Origin of the sequence: Lentibacillus persicus, assembly GCF_900112705.1 — a bacterium.
Lineage (GTDB): Bacteria > Bacillota > Bacilli > Bacillales > Amphibacillaceae > Lentibacillus > Lentibacillus persicus.
Window position 1 is genome coordinate 1 of sequence record NZ_FOMR01000006.1, and the last position, 18098, is coordinate 18098.

Below are 18098 nucleotides of genomic sequence, written 5' to 3' on the forward strand. Positions count from 1 at the left end.
AGGGGTTAAAAAGTTTGCGTCAAATCAGCTTAGCTGATTCGTCAACTTCTTACCTCTGACATCGTTTATCATACTGGTTGTTTTGTTCAGTTTTCAAGGAGCAACTTGCCATCTCTGCGACAGCAATAATATTATATCACCGCTGATAGAAAGTGTCAATAACCTTTTAATCAATGTGATTTTTTAAGCGCCGCTTTTCAACAGCAAAATCAATATTACTACCGTGATTAACAAAAGTCAATAATAGATTCGAAAAAAATTAACTCAAAATCCCGTAACAATATTTACAGGGTCATTAAGCAGTCACTTCGCCATCCCAGTTTAACATGCCGCCTTCCATATTGGAGACGTTAAAGCCATGTTCTTCGAGAAATGACGCTGCCATCAAACTTCTCCTCCCTGAACGGCAAACGAGAATATAATGACTGTTTTCATCGAATTTGTCAGTAGAGTGAGGAATGTTTTCAAGTGGAATGTGCTTTGCGTTTTCGATCATTCCTTGTGCGACTTCATCATCCTCTCTAACATCTACAACTACTGTGCCATCATCTTCTTCCAACAGCTTTCTGACTTCTTCTGGTGTCACTGTATTAATATGATCCATGTAAAAGTCTCCTTCTCACTCAGATTTCATAAAGCCTATAGTTTATCGTAACTTTTCTTGCGTATATCACGCAAACATAACGCACAAAATATACCAACTAATAAACAAGGTGGTTAGTTTCCAATGAGGTGTATGGCAATCATCGTTATTATTATCGGTCTGGTCGCACCGCTCGAAGCTTATGCTGAAGTTACTGCTACGTCACAAAAGCAGCTTAGTGAATTCAATATAGACTTAACTGGTAATTCATCAAACGAAAAAGTTAAATTGAACGGGGTGCCTTTCGCGCCTGACTCCAATTATTATACCGAAATAAATACTATTATTTCAGACAGTAAAGACAAGCAGTGGGACATCACATACGAAGGAGGCTATAACCCTGCCATAAAATTTTATGACCTGGACCATGATGGTGTGAAAGACATATTTTACCAAAGTGATGCCGGTGGAAATAAAGGATTGTATCATTATCATCTGCATACTTTTAAAAAAGATCAACTGAAAGAAATTGCTCTTCCGGAACAACAAAGTATTCAGGCAAAGTTTGTAAACGGTTTTAAGATCGAAATTCAAATTGACTATGAAGCAGAACCAATCACCGCAAAACTTAACAACAGATCTTCGAAATATATAAAGCTTGGAATTTATAATGAAGAGGGGAAATTGTTGGATAGTACAACACCATTAGTGGAACCAATCTCCTTTTTTGAACCCGTGGAGGTCGAGGGACGTGAAGGTTACGGCCTAAAAAGTTATCAACATATAAGTGGTGCCTATCATGCAGATCTTATTGGCACTGTCGAAACAGTCTGGTATTACGATCGTGATAAATGGATCATCTTGGAAACAGAATGGCTTCCATCTTAAAAGTTTCAGGACGGGCCGACCCCAAGCGTTCCTCTTTCACGTTTTAATATTAGAACTCTGAAGTCAGAGGTCAGACTTCCAATCATCGAAACCCATAGCAACCTACAAATACCTATATAATTAATGAAGCCCAAAAGCTGCTTGAGACACTTTTGGGCTTTTCATTTTAATTATCTAATTAGCGACAATATTAACCAGTTTTCCTGGCACAACTATCACCTTACGAACGGTCTTGTCTTCAAGCAATTCCTGGACGCGTTCATTTTCCATTGCCAGCGCTTCAAGTTCATCTTTTGAAATGTCTTTGGATGCATTAATTTTGGCGCGAACTTTCCCCATAATTTGAACGACGATCTCCACTTCATCCTCAACGAGTTTGGATGGATCGTATTCAGGCCATTTCTCATAAGTGATCGTATCGTCATGTCCCAGAATCTGCCACATCTCTTCGGTTAAATGTGGCGCGACAGGTGAAAGCATTTTAACAAAGTCTTCAATGTACGATTTCGGTATTTCGTCTGCTTTATAAGCTTCATTAATAAACACCATCAGTTGTGAAATACCAGTATTGAATTGAAGCGCCTCAAAATCTTCCGTCACCTTTTTAACCGTTTCATGATAGACTTTCTCAAGTGAGTTTTCCTTAGCTGTATCAACGATTTGCCCGGAAACTTCACGGTTCTCATTTACAACAAGACGCCAGACACGGTCCAGAAAGCGCCGTGCCCCATCAAGACCGTTCGTCGACCAGGCAACCGCTGCCTCAAGCGGTCCCATAAACATTTCATATAATCGCAATGTATCCGCGCCATGGGACGTTACGATATCATCCGGGTTTATAACATTCCCTTTGGATTTACTCATTTTTTCATTGCCTTCACCCAGAATCATTCCCTGGTTGAACAACTTTTGGAAAGGTTCTTTTGTAGGAACCACGCCAATGTCATATAAAAATTTATGCCAAAATCGGGCGTACAACAAATGAAGAACCGCATGCTCCGCTCCACCGATATAAATATCAATTGGCAGCCATTCTTTCAGCGCTTTCGGGTCAGCCAGCTGGTCCGGGTTGGCCGGATCAATAAAACGCAAGAAATACCAGCAACTGCCGGCCCATTGTGGCATTGTGTTTGTTTCTCGACGTCCTTTCATGCCTGTATTTGGATCAGTTACGTTAACCCAGTCACTTGTAGCGAGCGGTGATTCACCTGTACCGGACGGTTTTACTTCATCCAATTCAGGCAGTTCAAGCGGCAAATCTTCTTCAGGAACTGCGCTCATCGATCCATCTTCCCAGTGAATAATCGGGATTGGCTCGCCCCAATAGCGCTGCCTGGAAAACAACCAATCGCGCAGGCGGTATGTCACTTTTCTCGTTCCTTTGTTATTTGCTTCAAGCCATTCAATCATTTTGGTGATGGCATCATCTTTATACAAGCCATTCAAAAACTCAGAATTAACATGCTCGCCATCATCCACATAAGCTTCCTTTGATAAGTCGCCGCCCGCAACGACTTCTTTAATTGGAAGGTTAAATTTTTGTGCGAACTCATAATCACGCTCATCGTGACCCGGTACCGCCATAATGGCGCCGCTGCCATAACTCATCAGTACGTAATCAGCAATCCAGATCGGCATTTTTTCATTATTTGCCGGGTTAATGGCGTAAGCGCCTGTAAAGGCACCCGTCTTTTCTTTTGCCAGATCGGTACGCTCTAAATCAGATTTTGTTTCAATCTTTTTCCAATAAGCATTTACAGCGTCTTGTTGGTCTGGTGTTACAATTTTTTCAACCAGTGGGTGTTCAGGTGCAAAAACGGCATAAGTGGCACCGAATAATGTATCAGGACGTGTTGTAAATCCTGTAAATTGTTCGTCATGGCCATCAATATCAAAGGTGATGTCAGCCCCTTCAGAGCGCCCGATCCAATTACGCTGCATATCTTTAATGCTTTCCGGCCAATCCAGGTCTTCCAAATCCTCCAAAAGCCTGTCTGCGTACGCTGTTATTTTCAACATCCATTGTTTCATCGGCTTGCGGACAACCGGGTGACCGCCCCGCTCGCTTTTACCATCAATTACTTCTTCGTTGGCAAGAACTGTACCAAGTGCCGGGCACCAATTGACAGGAACTTCATCCATATAGGCCAAACCTTTTTCGTAAAGTTTCGTGAAGATCCATTGCGTCCACTTGTAATAACCCGGATCTGTGGTATTTATCTCACGGTCCCAATCATAGGAGAAACCGAGTTCTTTAATCTGCCGTTTGAACGTTGCAATATTATGTTCGGTGAATGCGGCCGGACTATTTCCTGTATCAATTGCATACTGCTCTGCCGGCAGTCCAAACGCGTCCCACCCCATCGGATGAAGCACTTCATATCCCTGCATCCGTTTCATCCGCGAAAAGATATCTGTTGCCGTATAGCCTTCAGGATGTCCTACGTGTAATCCGGCACCTGATGGATATGGAAACATATCAAGCGCATATATTTTATCCTTATTCGAAAACGTCTCAGTTTTAAACGTTTTATGTTTAGCCCAATAGTCTTGCCATTTCGCTTCTATTTCCTGATGATTGAAACTCATTTTGTTTTTCCTCCTTCTTCATTAACAGCCATCTGAGCAGCGGACATAACCACTGCCAATCAACCCGACCCGCCAACATTGCCTAATAAAAAAGCTACCCATCCCTTTAAAAGGGACGAGAAGCTTTTTTCCCGCGGTACCACCCAAATTAACACACAACGTGTGTTCACTTGTTCCCTTAACGCGGGTTTAACGGCAAAGATTACTGGCGTTCATCTTTGCAACTTAAAGGTGAGTTCAAAAACTTTTCAGGGACAGTTTTCACCAGCCACTGCCTCGCTTTACCTGAGAGAAGTTATCTACTAATCCTTTTCTTTGTTATTGCTTATCAAATTGTTCGAAAAAAGGCGATATTTGTATTTCGAATTGTAAACCAAGTTGCTCAGCTTTGTCAAGGCACAGCAGCCCTTGTTCTTTCCAATAACAGGTCTCCATGCTAAACTATATCTATAACGTAAATTATAAAGGAGCACAAAGCTAAAATATGATAAAAGGAATTATAAACTACTCACATTTTTTAATGGAAGAAGCTGTCAAGAAAGGTGATACAGTAATCGATGCCACGTGCGGAAACGGGCATGATACCGTCTTTTTGAGCCAGCTGGTTGGGGAAAGCGGCCATGTATTCGGGTTCGACATCCAAGACCAGGCAATCACGAACACTCAGGCACTGCTTGCTCGTCACAAGCTGACAAACGCAACGGTTATCCAGGACAGTCACAGTAATTTTATGCATCACATGCCTGTCGATAAGCTGACCCGGCTTGGCGGAGCCATTTTTAATCTCGGATATCTTCCGGGTAGCGATAAATCAGTTATTACACATAGTGAAACAACAATCCTCGCTATTGAAGGCATTCTGTCGCACTTGAAACAAAATGGCATTGTGGTTCTCGTCGTTTATCATGGTCACGAGGGCGGCGATGAAGAACGCGAACACCTGATGCGTTATGTGCGGCTACTGGATCAAAAATTGTATCATGTCCTTTATTATGGTTTTGTAAATCAGAAGAACGATCCACCATTCATACTGGCTATTCAAAAGCGAAATTAAACATTACTAACCCGGAATTTATCGCCGGGTTTTTGTTATTCTATAGTAAAGTTTTGTATTCCAATGAAAAAAACGAGCTTTATAGCCACTGATGCGAAGTAAATCCTCTGATATCTTTATACCGCCCTCCACATGTTTAACTTTAGGGTCGCCAAGATACAGTCCTACTAACCCGTGATTCACCATTTCATGGAAATGTCGATCAGGCAGTCCCTGTACCTGATGATCAGCTTCCTCGATGAAATAACTAAAACGTTTTTCCATGATGTCGGGGCTATCATAATAACTGCAAAAATTTAAATCGCCTTCAATTCGATCCTCTTCCTGATCAATAAAATAATCCAATAAAATATGAAGCCCTTGGACAAACGGGAAATAAGCTTTCACAATTTTATCTGCCAAATCATTTGATACAGTCCCATTTAGTGCATAAGAAATTAAACAAAATATCCCCAATGTTGAGCCCGCTGCAGCCGAGAACTCATACCAATAGAGAGATGTATCATCAGTTTCTTCTTTAAACCAATTAACCAACCTCGGGATCCGTTCTTCTTCAGCTACATGTTTATGTACTTGCAAATCAATATATAAACGTTTAAGTTCCAGTATATGTCCTTGCATACTGTTAAAGTCGTCAAGGCGGCGCATAGTTTTTTGACAGGTTCGAACTAAATCGGCTAAATACTCGCCGTCAGATTGTTCTTGACGCAAGGCATAATAATTTTGAATCGGATTTTGTGTACTCAAAGCGTCCGACATCGCTTCATGCAGCTGCTGAAAATCGGCCGGATCAAGCGATGTGCTCCGGTCACATAAATTGTCAAGATAATCGCTGATTGTCTGATATGCAACAATAAATGTGATGGCTTCCCGCCACCTAATGCCGGCCAAAAGCGCATATACCGCGCCTCCCAGACAATGAAACCGCTTTGTTTCAATGCTTGCTAAAGCCTGCTTTTTTAATTCTTCATCAGGAATAGCGCTGGCGCGTTTTTTCCAAAAGTCCAGTTCAGCATTAACTGCCGGAAAAATTTTGCGATAGACTGCTCCCATTAATGTAAATGGTGTTTTTGGTATGGTGTAAGCCAACACCCATTCCTCCGATCATTCGCTGCAAACGTGAAAATTTTGCTATACTGCTAATTATAATATCACCATATTTTAAAGGGGGATTCAAATGATTCAGTCGTATAAACATCATTATCCAACGATTCATGAATCTGTTTTTGTGGCAGAGGACGCCGATATTATCGGGGATGTGACAATTGATGAACAATCGAGCATATGGTTTAAAACTGTCATCCGCGGGGATGTTGCCCCAACACGGATTGGAAAAGGCGTAAGTATACAAGATTTGTCGATGGTTCACCAAAGTCCAGATTTGCCGGTCACGGTGGAAGATTACGTAACAGTAGGCCATCAGGTGACATTGCATGGCTGCACGGTCCGTAAACACGCTCTGATTGGTATGGGATCGCTTATCCTCGATGGGGCTGAAATCGGCGAACATGCGTTTATCGGGGCAGGAAGCCTCGTACCACCGGGCAAAAAAATCCCACCACATTCCCTTGCTATGGGAAGACCGGCTAAAGTTGTACGGGAACTGACCGACGACGACTATCAGGAAATGGAACGTGTTTATCAATCGTATATTGAAAAAGGACAGTATTATAAGCATAACACAGGAACAGGCTTACAATTTTAACTAATCGGAAAGGGAAAGGTAAAACGTCCACCAGTGGGGTTCTAGATTAAATACCGGCAGTGTCTTCCTTTTTTGGAAGACTACTGCCAGGTTATAAACGGGCACTGCTTTGTTCACAAAATAGATGTCTTATCCAAATCCGATTGACCCAATTCATGCCAGTCAAATCGCTCTTCCACAAATAGCTGATGCCATAGCATAAACATGAGCACTGTCCATATTTTACGGCTGTAATCGCCTTTGCCCTGGCAGTGTAATTCCAGCAAGTCAAGTACATAAGTTTTATTCAGCAAATAAGTTGTGTCACTTTCCCGAATCAGGTTTTTTGCCCAATCGTACAGTTCATTTTTCAACCAATGACGGATTGGCACAGGGAATCCAAGTTTTTTCCGGTCCAGGATGTGATCCGGAACAATCCCGCGGGCTGCTTCACGCAACAGTCTTTTTGTTGTCCCGTTAGCTGTTTTCAGATTATCAGGTATGCTGCTGGCTATCCGGAATACTTCCTTATCCAAAAATGGAACACGCAATTCCAGCGAGTTCGCCATCGTCATTCGATCTGCTTTTAATAGAATATCGCCACGCAGCCATGTATGGATATCAATATATTGCATCTGGCTAACAGGCGGATAATCGTTTACCTTACCAAAAAGGTTTTGAGTTATTTGCTGATACCGCAACCCCTGTTTCCAGCATTTCAGAAAAACTTCTTTCTCATACTCCTCAAATATTTTGGCATTTCCAATATAACGGTCACACAATGGCGTTGTGCCCCGCTCGAGAAAACTTTTGCCGCGAACACCTTCAGGAATGACATCGGCTACTCTGGCCAGTAAATTTTTTGCGGAATACGGTATCGGCCGGAACATTTTCAGCGATTCCGGTTCACGATATATGTTATAACCCCCGAACAACTCATCCGCTCCCTCGCCGGAAAGTGTGACGGTTACGTGTTTCCGGGCCTCGCGGGACACGAAATATAGCGGTATACATGCCGGATCTGCCAGAGGATCATCCATGTGCCACATGATTTTCGGCAATTTCCCTACAAATTCCTCAGGTGAAATCATATAGGATATATTTTCAAGCCCCAGCTTGTCGGCGGTTTTCTTTGCAATGTCTACTTCCGAATAACCTTCACGCTCAAACCCGACTGAAAATGTCTTGATATTCGGATTGAAATCTTTCGCGATTGCTGCTATAAGCGTCGAATCAATACCACCGGAAAGAAATGCGCCAACCGGTACATCACTGCGCATATGCACGTTGATTGAGTTATACAGAACATCCTGAATTCGATTAATCCAATTATCTTTTTCCATCAGCACCGGGTTGAACCTTGTTTGCCAATAATGATAGAAAGAAATAGGTTGATCCGGTCTTTTTACAAAATAACAGCCAGCTTCAACTTTTTTGATCCCTTGTGTCATCGTCATTGGTTCAGGAACGTACTGAAAGCTGAGATAATTCTGCAAAGCTTCTGGATCGATTGCTTCGCTCTCCACCATTAATGTGATGCTCTTCTTTTCCGATGCAAAGATTATTCCATCTTGCGTTTCCCGATAGAACAATGGCTTTATGCCGAACGGATCACGAGCTCCATACAATGCATGCGCCTGTTTATCCCACAACAGGATAGAAAACATGCCACGCAAATAATTAAAAGCTTCTACACCATGTTTTGCAAATAATGCACCAATCACTTCCGTGTCCGATTCAGTTGAAAAAACGAAACCCTGCTCTATTAAATTATTGCGCAGTTCAATATAATTATAGATTTCCCCATTAAATACAAGCCATATCTTGTCATCACTATAACTCAACGGCTGTGCACCACAATCGATGTCAATGATACTCAGCCGCCTGAATCCAAATGAGATATGCTCGTCATCGTAATATCCTCCATCATCAGGACCTCTGTGAATCATTATATTATTTTGTCTTTTAAAATTGTCTTCTTGTCGATCTTCTTTAATAGTAGAATCGTCCTTGACTTTGCATACAAAACCGCACATTAATTAACCCTCTTTTTAATTATTTAATATCGGAACTATTCACACAACACTGAGGCTCAGCGCAGTATGTATTTATTAGACGAATCGTTTTACTTTTTGTTGCAGTTTATTTGCATTTTTATTACATTATTTAAAAAAGCAATAAAAATGACTGGTATGAGCCCGGTTCAATACCGTGCTCACACCAGCCACTCAGCTGAAGTTTAAAGTTTTTTATAACGATGCATCATGTTTGACGAGTGCCTGCAATTCTTCCACTTTATCCGTTTTTTCCCAGGGAAAGAGCGTATCTGTCCTGCCAAAATGACCATAAGCCGCTGTATTTCTGTAAATCGGCTTCTTTAAGTCAAGCATTCGAATTACCCCGGCCGGACGAAGATCAAATACTTTCCGGATGGCACTGACAAGTGTTTCTTCATCCGCAATGCCTGTACCAGATGTATTAATGGAAATTGAAACGGGCTCAGCCACTCCGATAGCGTACGCCAACTGCACTTCACATGTTTTTGCCAGTCCGGCTGCCACAATATTTTTTGCAACATAACGGGCTGCATAAGCTGCTGAACGGTCAACTTTGGTATAATCCTTTCCGCTGAACGCCCCGCCGCCATGGCGTGCGTACCCGCCATATGTATCCACTATAATCTTTCTTCCGGTTAGCCCGGCATCGCCTTGAGGGCCGCCGATTACAAACCGGCCTGTCGGATTAATAATGTATTTCGTAGTTTCATCCAATAGATTTGCAGGAACCACCGGACGAATAACCTGTTCAATCAAATCCTTTTCAATTTGATCTGTCGGAATGTCCTGGTGATGCTGAGTTGAGATAACGATTGTATCGACTTTGACAGGAATATTATTTTCATCATATTCGACCGTCACCTGAGTCTTTCCATCCGGACGTAAATAATCAAGCACTTGATCCTTACGCGCATCGGCAAGCTGTTTCGCTAATTTATGTGCCAGCGCGATCGGCAGCGGCATCAGTTCCTCTGTCTCGTTACAGGCAAAACCAAACATCAGCCCCTGGTCACCTGCGCCGATAGCGGCAATCTCTTCGTCACTCTTTTTCCCTTGACGCTCTTCCAAGGCAGTATCAACACCGCCGGCAATATCAGGGGATTGTTCATCAATCGCAGTCAGTACTGCACACGTATCGGCATCAAATCCGTATTTTGCCCGCGTGTAGCCGATATCCTTTATCGTCTGCCTGACAATTGCAGGAATATCCACATATGTCGTGGTGGTTATTTCACCTGAGACGAGCACCATTCCTGTTGTTACAACAGTTTCACAAGCCACACGGGCATTTGGGTCACTTTTCAATATTTCATCAAGTATTGCATCTGAAATTTGATCACATATTTTATCGGGATGACCTTCCGTCACCGATTCCGATGTGAACAAACGATTTTCTACAGCCATCTGGCCATATCCTCCCTTGAATATATGGTACGGAACTCTTTTTTCAGTGGTTTACGTTTATAAAATAAGCCTAAAAAACAAAAAACCTTCCCTGCATCATGAGGAAAGGAGTTCGTAGCCTTTCACTCTTATTGTTCAAGGATTGATCCTTGCACCAGATTAGCACCTTTTCACAAAATGTGATGGTTGCCGGGCTTCGTCGGGTCTGTCCCTCCGCCAACTCTGAATAAGAGAGTATCCGCTCGCACATAATGGTACCGAAAAGCCTGTGCCATGTCAACAGTTTAAAGCCCTCCCGCTGTCTCTCACAAAATTTTATAAAATTAATCGCAAAATTAGTATGGACTAATATAATAAATGTGTTATACTAATAGCACATTAAATGACATCATGTTGTTCTTGCTCTAAACCATTAAAAGGTAGGTAATGAATATGAAGACTAAAGAAGATGCGCTGGTAACTCAAGATTTGCTTGCCCATAAGCATATACAGACCAACCTGGCTGTTCCTTTATTAATTGAAAAAATACTTTCCAAAAATGAAGGCGTTCTGACTGCTACAGGTGCGGTTTGTGCATCAACCGGAGAATATACCGGACGCTCGCCCAAGGATAAGTTTATTGTTCGTGACGACGAATGTGATCACTATATAAATTGGGGGGATGTAAACCAGCCTATCGATGAAGCATCTTTTGAAAAACTGCTGAAAAAAGTGACAGCCTACTTGCATGAAAAAAATGAATTATTCCATTTCAGAGGATTTGCCGGAGCAGACCCGGCTCATCGTCTTCCTATTGAAGTCATTAACGAATACGCCTGGCATAATCTATTTGCTCGTCAATTATTTGTTACACCGAGCGATGATGAGTTGAAAAACCATCGCTCTGAATTCACGGTCATATCTGCGCCAACTTTTAAAGCAGATCCTGAAGCAGATGGCACGAATTCTGAAACATTCATCATTATTTCATTTAAAAAGCGAATCGTGTTAATTGGCGGAACGGAATACGCCGGTGAAATCAAAAAATCGATTTTTTCCGTTATGAATTATATTTTACCAAGAAATGATGTATTATCCATGCACTGCTCGGCAAATGTCGGTCAGGAAGGTGACGTCGCCCTGTTTTTCGGTCTTTCCGGCACAGGCAAAACAACGTTATCAGCAGACCCGTATCGGCGCTTAATTGGTGACGATGAACATGGCTGGAGCTCAAATGGCATCTTTAATATTGAAGGCGGCTGCTACGCAAAATGCATCAATCTGTCTCCAAAAAAGGAACCGCAGATTTACAATGCGATACGGTTCGGATCTGTACTCGAGAATGTTGTTCTAGATAAGTCATCACGCGAACCGGATTATGATGACACGTCATTAACCGAGAACACACGGGCTGCATATCCGCTTGAAAATATTGATAATATCGTGTCACCGAGTGTCGCCGGACATCCAAACACCATCATATTCCTGACAGCCGATGCATCCGGGACATTGCCGCCAATCAGCAAATTGACCAAGGAACAGGCTATGTATCATTTCTTAAGCGGCTACACGAGCAAGCTGGCCGGTACAGAGCGTGGCGTAACCGAGCCGCAAGCAACGTTCTCAGCTTGTTTCGGCTCACCGTTCCTTCCGCTGCCGCCATCAGCATACGCAGAAATGCTTGGTGAAAAAATTGACCAGTTTAATTCAAACGTCTTCCTGGTCAATACAGGATGGACCGGCGGATCGTTCGGTGTCGGTAAGCGCATGAAACTTTCCCATACAAGGGCAATGATTCATTCTGCGCTTGAAGGCGAATTGAATAATATTGAAACAGTAACCGATGATATCTTTGGTCTGGATATCCCTGTTCATGTTCCGGGCGTACCTGATGAAGTATTAGTTCCAAAAAATGCCTGGGACGATAAAGCCTCTTATGAAAATGAGGCAAAATCGCTTGCTATGAAATTCCATAAGAATTTTACGCAATTTACGGAAGCCCGTGAAGAAATTAAAAATGCAGGACCTTTCTATAAAGGTTGACCAAATCTTTTCAACGTTTCGTTTCCTCATCCCAAAAGGATTTAATATATGAAGGAAAATTCGTCAGCTTCATGCAGGCGAGCCGGTCTCAATCATTGAGACCGGCTTTTTTTGATTCTCATTACCTACTGGGCGTTCACACATTTTTTTCAGCCGCATAAAATGACGACATATAGTGAAACTTCCATCAGGGGATACCTTGACCCACTGCTGGTTAGTTGAACGAATCGGGGTGCTGCCGTCCGTTGTCGCTCATCACATGTTTCATCTGAGGGTGGAGTCTGCGGACCGTTACACCGGGATAACTACCATGGGAAGGGAACGAACATTATGATAAAACGAGTTGGCATTGCCTTATTATGCTCTTTATTTCTTCTTTTCATTGCTGCTTGTTCTTCAGAAAGTACAACATCAATTAAACTTGCTGAAGTGACACGATCAGTATTTTATGCACCACAGTACGTGGCAATCGAAGAAGGTTTCTTTGAAGAAGAAGGTATTAATATTGAACTTCAAACGACGTGGGGCGGCGACAAAACGATGACGGCTTTATTATCGGATGGTGCGGATGTTGCGCTGGTCGGGTCGGAAACGTCAATCTACGTTGCTGCCCAAGGGTCTAAAGATAAAGCGATTAATTTTGCTCAGTTAACGCAGACTGATGGTACATTTTTAGTGGCTAAAGAGCCTAAGCCGGATTTTAAATGGGAGCATATTAAAGACAGCACATTTCTCGGTCAGCGCGTCGGCGGAATGCCGCAAATGGTCGGTGAATATGTCCTGAAACAGAATGGTATCGACCCTCAGACCGATCTGAATCTTATCCAAAACGTAGACTTTGCTAATATACCGGGTGCTTTTTCGTCGGGTGATGCTGAGTATGTTCAATTGTTTGAACCGACCGCCAGCACCTTCGAAAAAGAAGGCAAGGGACATATTGTTGCTTCATTCGGTGAAGAATCAGGGTCAGTCCCCTATACAACATTTATGACGAAAGAAAGCTTCATCAATGAAGACGAAGAAACAATTAAACGGTTTACGAAAGCTATTTACAACGCACAACAGTGGGTTCAGGAACACAGTGCTGAAGAAATTGCCGCCGTAATCGAACCGTATTTTGAAGACACATCCAAAGAAATGCTCGCTGCCTCCATCGAACGATATAAAAATCAGGATTCATTTGCTGCGGATCCGTTACTTGGTGAAGATGGATGGAATAATCTGAAAGCCATCATGGATGAAGCTGGTGAATTACCAGAAGATATTCCATATGGAGACCTTGTCAACACCACGATCGCCGAGGAAGTCATTGGCAACTAAGGAGGCTAGCAAATGTCTTTTCTCACCTTAGATCACATCTCACATCACTATTTTTCAAAAAAATCTTATACGAAGGCACTTGAAAACATTTCTTTTTCGGTAAAAGATGGTGAGTTTGTCGCTCTCTTAGGCCCAAGCGGCTGTGGCAAATCAACACTACTGTCCATTATTGCCGGTATTATTGATCATACTGCCGGTAACATATATATAAATAAGCAGCCACTTCATAAATCCAAACTCGATATCGGCTATATGCTGCAGCAGGATTATTTATTCCCGTGGAAAAACATCATTGATAATGTGCTGCTTGGCCCTAAAATCAGACGTGAGGATTCCATCGAAGCGAAAAAAAGGGCAGCCGATTTACTCAATCAAGTTGGCTTGCCCGGTATCACAGAAAGTTATCCGGATTCTCTGTCCGGTGGTATGCGCCAGCGTGCAGCGCTGGTCCGCACCTTGATGACAGACCCTAAAATTCTGTTATTGGATGAACCTTTCTCTGCGCTTGATTATCAAACGAAATTAAAGCTGGAGGACCTTGTATGGGATATGCTGCAAAAGTACCAAAAAACGTCAGTTCTGGTAACACATGATATCGGAGAAGCCATTGCAATGAGTGACCGGCTCATTCTAATGGACGCCAACCCTGGCTCTATTGCCAAGACGTTCGAAGTTCCACTGGAATTACGCAATGAGAAACCTTTCCTCGCCCGGCGTCACCCAAAGTATCAATTATTATTTGATAAAGTGTGGGCAGAACTGGATAAAAATGAAATACATGACCTGCAGCCAAAGGTGGTGGAACCTTCCAATGATACATGAGACTGATGACCAATTGCATGCAAATTATAAACAAAACCTAAAACGTGAAAAACAATTTGTCTTTTCATGGCAAATCGTTATATTGATTTCTTTCTTCGGGATTTGGGAATTGGCGAGCCGCATGTATTGGGTTGATCCCTTGATATTCAGTTCGCCTTCCGAAGTTGGCACGGTCATTATAAGTAAGTTTTCGGATGGCTCGATGCTCATGCATACGCAAGTCACCTTGTTTGAAACAGTGCTTGGGTTTCTTATCGGAACTTTTCTTGGTATTATGATGGCCACCGCTCTATGGTCGTCTGAACGATTTTCTAATATTATGGATCCCTACCTTGTTATCATGAATGCCATGCCTAAAGTGGCGCTTGGTCCCATTATCATCGTAGCGATGGGTCCTGGATACTTCTCTATTATTACAATGGGAGCTATAATCGCAGTAGTCATTACAACATTAGTCGTTTATTCCGCCTTCCGGGAAGTCGACTCAAATTATGTTAAAGTATTAAAAAGTTTCAAAGCAACACGCTCGCAAATATTTAAGGAAGCAATTTTTCCTGCTGCAATACCGGCGATGATCTCAACTTTGAAAGTGAATGTCGGATTGTCCTGGGTAGGTGTCGTCGTTGGAGAATTTCTAGTATCAAATGAAGGCTTAGGCTATCTGATTGTGTACGGATTCCAGGTGTTTGACTTCTCGCTCGTCATGTCCAGTTTAATATTGATTGCTATATTTGCAGCTCTGATGTATAAAGTTGTTGAGCGCATCGAAGTGTTTTTGATGAAACGGGTAGGCTGATATTGCCGCCTGCAGAGGGATGAATTAAAAAGCGACGTCCAATTATCCCGGACGCCGCTTTTTAACATTAGATATACTTGCTGTTTTCTAATCAGCAATATGTGTTAAACAAAGGGTGAGCACATCATCTTTCATAATGAAACTGTATTTTCGGTTACGCTTTACATCACGGGGAATATGATTTAGTAAAACAGGGCCGTCAGTCTCATAATATGTTTTTTGGCCTCCGATTTTCTTGACGTGAGCAAAATAGACATTTTTAACGATTGTTCCACCTTTGCCGGCAACCGTATACTGTCCTATATATCGAATTGTCGCCACTATTCCCCCTGTTTCCTCTTTCACTTCCCTGACTGCCGCGTCAATTGCTGATTCATTTTCTTCAACCTTACCACCGGGGAATTCAAGCCCCCGTTCCTTATGCTTAGTCAGCAGCCATTTATTTTTATACCGGCAAATGACCCATACATGCTTAGGGAATTGAGAAAATGGGTGATCATCAAATGATAACGTCACTTCATTACGATAATAATCTGTGAATTTGTACATGATTTCAACTGCTTTCATCCGTCTGGGTTATGATATGATTTGAATACATCTCTATTGGTGGCTGATATCGCTTATATACCACTGATCAGCTTTCCATTTAAACTCAAATATAATCGTATAAGTTCCATATAAATCCGTGGTATTTTCCTGTTTGATATAGACTGTATTACTGTCTTTGTGTATCATATCATAGTCATTATGCTCATTAAACCATGGCGGTGTTTCAGTTGGTTTAATATATAGTCCTTCGTTTTTTTCAGTATAGTAATAGTCCACATAGCCGGCCGCAACTTCTTTGGTTGATATGTTCTCGAATTCGTTCAACAGAGCTGATTTTGTATCAAAGTTAACAACCCTGTTCTGTTCGTCTGCTTCCTGAACAAGCGTGTCTATAAATTGATCGGTTAACGACACAATTTGTTCGTGAGACAACTCTTTTGAAAGTTGCTCTTTATCAACCACTTCGGCCTTGGATTTAACGGCTTGTGATGTCTCATGATCGCCGCCATATTTGCTTGCCAGTACGGTTTGTGCAGACGTTGATTGTAACGTAATAGTTGTTGTTATAATAAAAGCAATCCCCAAAATTAAGCTTACATATTTGCTGTTTATCTTCTTTTGCATGATGCATCTCCTCTCAAATGATATATAAGCTCTTATCCAATATATTCCTTTATCCCCTCCGATTTAAACTTAATTTAGTATTAAAAAGGAATAAGCCAAATTAGCTTATTCCTCATCCGTTTACTACTACATATGGTTATCCTTCAATATGCCAATATCGTCAATGTGCTGTTTTGTGCCTTTATCGCCCAACTCATAAATCATTCGATACGCTTCTGTGATACCCGTATCATACTCATCGTTAGACTGGTCATTGTGGTATGGTCTGAGTGGCACGTGAGCCCGCCAATACGCCTCTCTATCTGCTGTATGCATCCCGTCAAACCGTTGACGCAGCATACGGATTTCTTCATCTGTCGCGTAGATCGTAAACTCGTGGTTATTATCATACTTTATTTGCGAAATTTCCATGCTGCCCAGATTAACATAATATTTTTTCTTCACACGCAAACACCTCCTGCTATTAATGTGCCTGCAAAGGAGAAATATTATGAATAAAAACTGCTATAGGCTTCTCTCAGCGATTTTCCGTAAGAGGCTGGGACAAAAGGTTTAAAAGAAAAGACGAACGATTATATTAGGAAAGGGAGCGGGATACATCGCTTCGGAAATATGCTTGGGTGCTCGTCGTGTTGCAAGCGAAATCGGTGAAGCAGCACTCCTCGCAACTCGCAGCGGATTCGGTGGATGTTTTGGCTCGTCGCTTTCCGCGGGCGGCTGGTGAGCCAACTCGTGCCAAGGCACTTCCTTGTCTCACCTATGCCTCTCTTCCCGCAGGAGTCTCCGCATATTTCCTGCGCTAACCTTGATTATCGTTCGTCTTTTATATCTGATATATAAGTTATGTCCCAGCCTCTTTACGGAAATTCAATTGGTTGCCGCTTGTCTCAGCTCAGCAGCCTTGTCGGCAAGTATACATCGGCCTCTTCCGTGCGGGATGCACATAGGGGTTCCGAACATTGGATCAAACGTCACATCACATTTCATTTGAAATACCTCATGAACAAGGTTGCACGTCACAATTTCTTCCGGTTTCCCCTGCGCAAAAACAGTTTTATCTTTTAGGGCAACGATATGATGTGCATAACGACACGCAAGATTTAAATCATGTAAAACCATAACAACGGTACGCCCGTCTTTTTCATTCAGCTCAAATAAAAGATCGAGCACATCAATTTGATGCGTCATGTCTAAGTAAGTGGTGGGCTCATCGAGTAAAATCATATCTGTTTCCTGAGCGAGCGTCATCGCAATCCAGGCACGCTGCCGCTGTCCGCCCGAAAGCGAATCAACCGGACGATCCTTGAACTCAAGCATATTGGTAGCCTCAAGAGCATTATGAACAGCCTGTTCATCCTCCTGTGACCATTGCTTCAAAAACCCGCGGTAAGGGTGTCTTCCCTGCTTGACAAGCTCCATTACGTTTAACCCGTCCGGCGTGCCCGGGCTCTGGGGCAGGATGGACATTTTTTTCGCCACTTCTTTTGTGCCCATTTTGGCAATATCTTCCCCATCCAAAACAACGTCCCCATCTTTTGGTTTCAACAAGCGGGCCAGCGAGCGGAGCAGTGTTGACTTACCGCATCCATTGCTGCCTATAAATACTGTGATTTCACCTTTAGGTATTGTTATATCTAAATCATCAATGACTATATTATCGCCATAACCAAGTGTCAGATCATTCGCTGATAACGTTTGCATCGGAA

At 42.5% G+C, this 18098-nt stretch carries 16 protein-coding genes, 1 riboswitch and 1 other annotated feature; of the genes, 7 read left to right on the top strand and 9 right to left on the bottom strand.

The window, feature by feature from the left end; all coding sequences use genetic code 11:
- Window positions 1-295: 295 nt before the first annotated feature.
- Window positions 296-604, bottom strand: coding sequence for a rhodanese-like domain-containing protein (locus tag BMZ22_RS08950; protein ID WP_090084589.1), 309 nt, complete (start codon window positions 602-604; stop codon window positions 296-298).
- Window positions 605-727: 123 nt separating this feature from the next.
- Here BMZ22_RS08950 and BMZ22_RS08955 point away from each other — a divergent pair, with 123 nt between their 5' ends.
- Window positions 728-1471, top strand: coding sequence for a hypothetical protein (locus tag BMZ22_RS08955; protein ID WP_143069974.1), 744 nt, complete (start codon window positions 728-730; stop codon window positions 1469-1471).
- Window positions 1472-1645: 174 nt separating this feature from the next.
- On the opposite strand, the gene leuS is transcribed toward BMZ22_RS08955, so the two are convergent.
- Window positions 1646-4060 carry a leucine--tRNA ligase gene (gene leuS / locus BMZ22_RS08960; RefSeq protein WP_090084594.1) on the bottom strand — a complete coding sequence of 805 codons (2415 nt, stop codon included), beginning with the start codon at window positions 4058-4060 and terminating at the stop codon, window positions 1646-1648.
- A 108-nt stretch (window positions 4061-4168) separates the two neighbouring features.
- Window positions 4169-4385: a binding site (T-box leader), on the bottom strand.
- Window positions 4386-4544: 159 nt separating this feature from the next.
- Between leuS and mnmM the strand changes: the two genes are divergently transcribed.
- Window positions 4545-5114, top strand: a complete 570-nt coding sequence (gene mnmM / locus BMZ22_RS08965; RefSeq protein ID WP_090084596.1) for a tRNA 5-(aminomethyl)-2-thiouridylate-methyltransferase MnmM — start codon at window positions 4545-4547, stop codon at window positions 5112-5114.
- A gap of 18 nt (window positions 5115-5132) precedes the next feature.
- Here the strand turns inward: mnmM and BMZ22_RS08970 are convergent, their stop codons facing one another.
- The gene (locus BMZ22_RS08970) at window positions 5133-6203 is read right to left on the bottom strand and encodes a tetraprenyl-beta-curcumene synthase family protein (RefSeq protein ID WP_281242081.1); all 1071 of its coding nucleotides are present in this window, start codon (window positions 6201-6203) and stop codon (window positions 5133-5135) included.
- Window positions 6204-6291: 88 nt separating this feature from the next.
- Here BMZ22_RS08970 and BMZ22_RS08975 point away from each other — a divergent pair, with 88 nt between their 5' ends.
- Window positions 6292-6819, top strand: coding sequence for a gamma carbonic anhydrase (locus BMZ22_RS08975; protein WP_090084598.1), 528 nt, complete (start codon window positions 6292-6294; stop codon window positions 6817-6819).
- 113 nt (window positions 6820-6932) lie between these two features.
- On the opposite strand, the gene asnB is transcribed toward BMZ22_RS08975, so the two are convergent.
- Both asnB and metK read right to left on the bottom strand, forming a co-directional pair.
- Window positions 6933-8834, bottom strand: a complete 1902-nt coding sequence (gene asnB, locus BMZ22_RS08980) for an asparagine synthase (glutamine-hydrolyzing) (protein ID WP_090084600.1) — start codon at window positions 8832-8834, stop codon at window positions 6933-6935.
- A gap of 213 nt (window positions 8835-9047) precedes the next feature.
- The gene (gene metK / locus BMZ22_RS08985; RefSeq protein WP_090084602.1) at window positions 9048-10259 is read right to left on the bottom strand and encodes a methionine adenosyltransferase; all 1212 of its coding nucleotides are present in this window, start codon (window positions 10257-10259) and stop codon (window positions 9048-9050) included.
- A gap of 125 nt (window positions 10260-10384) precedes the next feature.
- Window positions 10385-10492, bottom strand: a riboswitch (SAM riboswitch).
- A gap of 199 nt (window positions 10493-10691) precedes the next feature.
- Here metK and pckA point away from each other — a divergent pair.
- From pckA to BMZ22_RS09005, 4 genes are all read left to right on the top strand, one after another.
- Window positions 10692-12281, top strand: coding sequence for a phosphoenolpyruvate carboxykinase (ATP) (gene pckA, locus BMZ22_RS08990; RefSeq protein ID WP_090084605.1), 1590 nt, complete (start codon window positions 10692-10694; stop codon window positions 12279-12281).
- Between the two features lie 330 nt (window positions 12282-12611).
- Window positions 12612-13601 (top strand): ABC transporter substrate-binding protein, encoded by a 990-nt coding sequence (locus BMZ22_RS08995; protein ID WP_090084608.1) that lies wholly within the window; start codon window positions 12612-12614, stop codon window positions 13599-13601.
- A gap of 12 nt (window positions 13602-13613) precedes the next feature.
- Entirely contained in the window at window positions 13614-14423 is an 810-nt protein-coding gene (locus BMZ22_RS09000) for an ABC transporter ATP-binding protein (RefSeq protein ID WP_090084610.1), read from the top strand.
- The gene (locus tag BMZ22_RS09005) at window positions 14413-15219 is read left to right on the top strand and encodes an ABC transporter permease (protein ID WP_090084613.1); all 807 of its coding nucleotides are present in this window, start codon (window positions 14413-14415) and stop codon (window positions 15217-15219) included. The genes BMZ22_RS09000 and BMZ22_RS09005 overlap by 11 nt, the downstream gene beginning before the upstream one ends.
- Before the next feature lie 87 nt (window positions 15220-15306).
- On the opposite strand, the gene ytkD is transcribed toward BMZ22_RS09005, so the two are convergent.
- From ytkD to BMZ22_RS09025, 4 genes are all read right to left on the bottom strand, one after another.
- Window positions 15307-15768: an RNA deprotection pyrophosphohydrolase gene (gene ytkD / locus BMZ22_RS09010; protein ID WP_090084616.1), complete on the bottom strand. Its 462-nt coding sequence runs from the start codon at window positions 15766-15768 to the stop codon at window positions 15307-15309.
- 51 nt (window positions 15769-15819) lie between these two features.
- Window positions 15820-16392 (bottom strand): hypothetical protein, encoded by a 573-nt coding sequence (locus BMZ22_RS09015; protein WP_090084618.1) that lies wholly within the window; start codon window positions 16390-16392, stop codon window positions 15820-15822.
- A 126-nt stretch (window positions 16393-16518) separates the two neighbouring features.
- The gene (locus BMZ22_RS09020; RefSeq protein WP_090084621.1) at window positions 16519-16836 is read right to left on the bottom strand and encodes a hydrolase; all 318 of its coding nucleotides are present in this window, start codon (window positions 16834-16836) and stop codon (window positions 16519-16521) included.
- Between the two features lie 423 nt (window positions 16837-17259).
- Window positions 17260-18093, bottom strand: a complete 834-nt coding sequence (locus BMZ22_RS09025) for an ABC transporter ATP-binding protein (protein ID WP_090084625.1) — start codon at window positions 18091-18093, stop codon at window positions 17260-17262.
- Window positions 18094-18098: the final 5 nt, after the last annotated feature.

Excerpts from the sequence above, each read along its gene's own strand:
- BMZ22_RS09000 (WP_090084610.1), top strand. The coding sequence starts at position 13,614 with ATGTCTTTTCTCACCTTAGATCACATCTCACATCACTATTTTTCAAAA.
- BMZ22_RS08955 (WP_143069974.1), top strand. The coding sequence starts at position 728 with ATGAGGTGTATGGCAATCATCGTTATTATTATCGGTCTGGTCGCACCG.
- BMZ22_RS09005 (WP_090084613.1), top strand. The coding sequence starts at position 14,413 with ATGATACATGAGACTGATGACCAATTGCATGCAAATTATAAACAAAAC.
- ytkD (WP_090084616.1), bottom strand. The coding sequence starts at position 15,768 with ATGTACAAATTCACAGATTATTATCGTAATGAAGTGACGTTATCATTT.
- BMZ22_RS09015 (WP_090084618.1), bottom strand. The coding sequence starts at position 16,392 with ATGCAAAAGAAGATAAACAGCAAATATGTAAGCTTAATTTTGGGGATT.
- BMZ22_RS09025 (WP_090084625.1), bottom strand. The coding sequence starts at position 18,093 with ATGCAAACGTTATCAGCGAATGATCTGACACTTGGTTATGGCGATAAT.
- leuS (WP_090084594.1), bottom strand. The coding sequence starts at position 4,060 with ATGAGTTTCAATCATCAGGAAATAGAAGCGAAATGGCAAGACTATTGG.
- metK (WP_090084602.1), bottom strand. The coding sequence starts at position 10,259 with ATGGCTGTAGAAAATCGTTTGTTCACATCGGAATCGGTGACGGAAGGT.
- mnmM (WP_090084596.1), top strand. The coding sequence starts at position 4,545 with ATGATAAAAGGAATTATAAACTACTCACATTTTTTAATGGAAGAAGCT.
- BMZ22_RS08995 (WP_090084608.1), top strand. The coding sequence starts at position 12,612 with ATGATAAAACGAGTTGGCATTGCCTTATTATGCTCTTTATTTCTTCTT.
- BMZ22_RS08975 (WP_090084598.1), top strand. The coding sequence starts at position 6,292 with ATGATTCAGTCGTATAAACATCATTATCCAACGATTCATGAATCTGTT.
- BMZ22_RS08950 (WP_090084589.1), bottom strand. The coding sequence starts at position 604 with ATGGATCATATTAATACAGTGACACCAGAAGAAGTCAGAAAGCTGTTG.
- pckA (WP_090084605.1), top strand. The coding sequence starts at position 10,692 with ATGAAGACTAAAGAAGATGCGCTGGTAACTCAAGATTTGCTTGCCCAT.
- asnB (WP_090084600.1), bottom strand. The coding sequence starts at position 8,834 with ATGTGCGGTTTTGTATGCAAAGTCAAGGACGATTCTACTATTAAAGAA.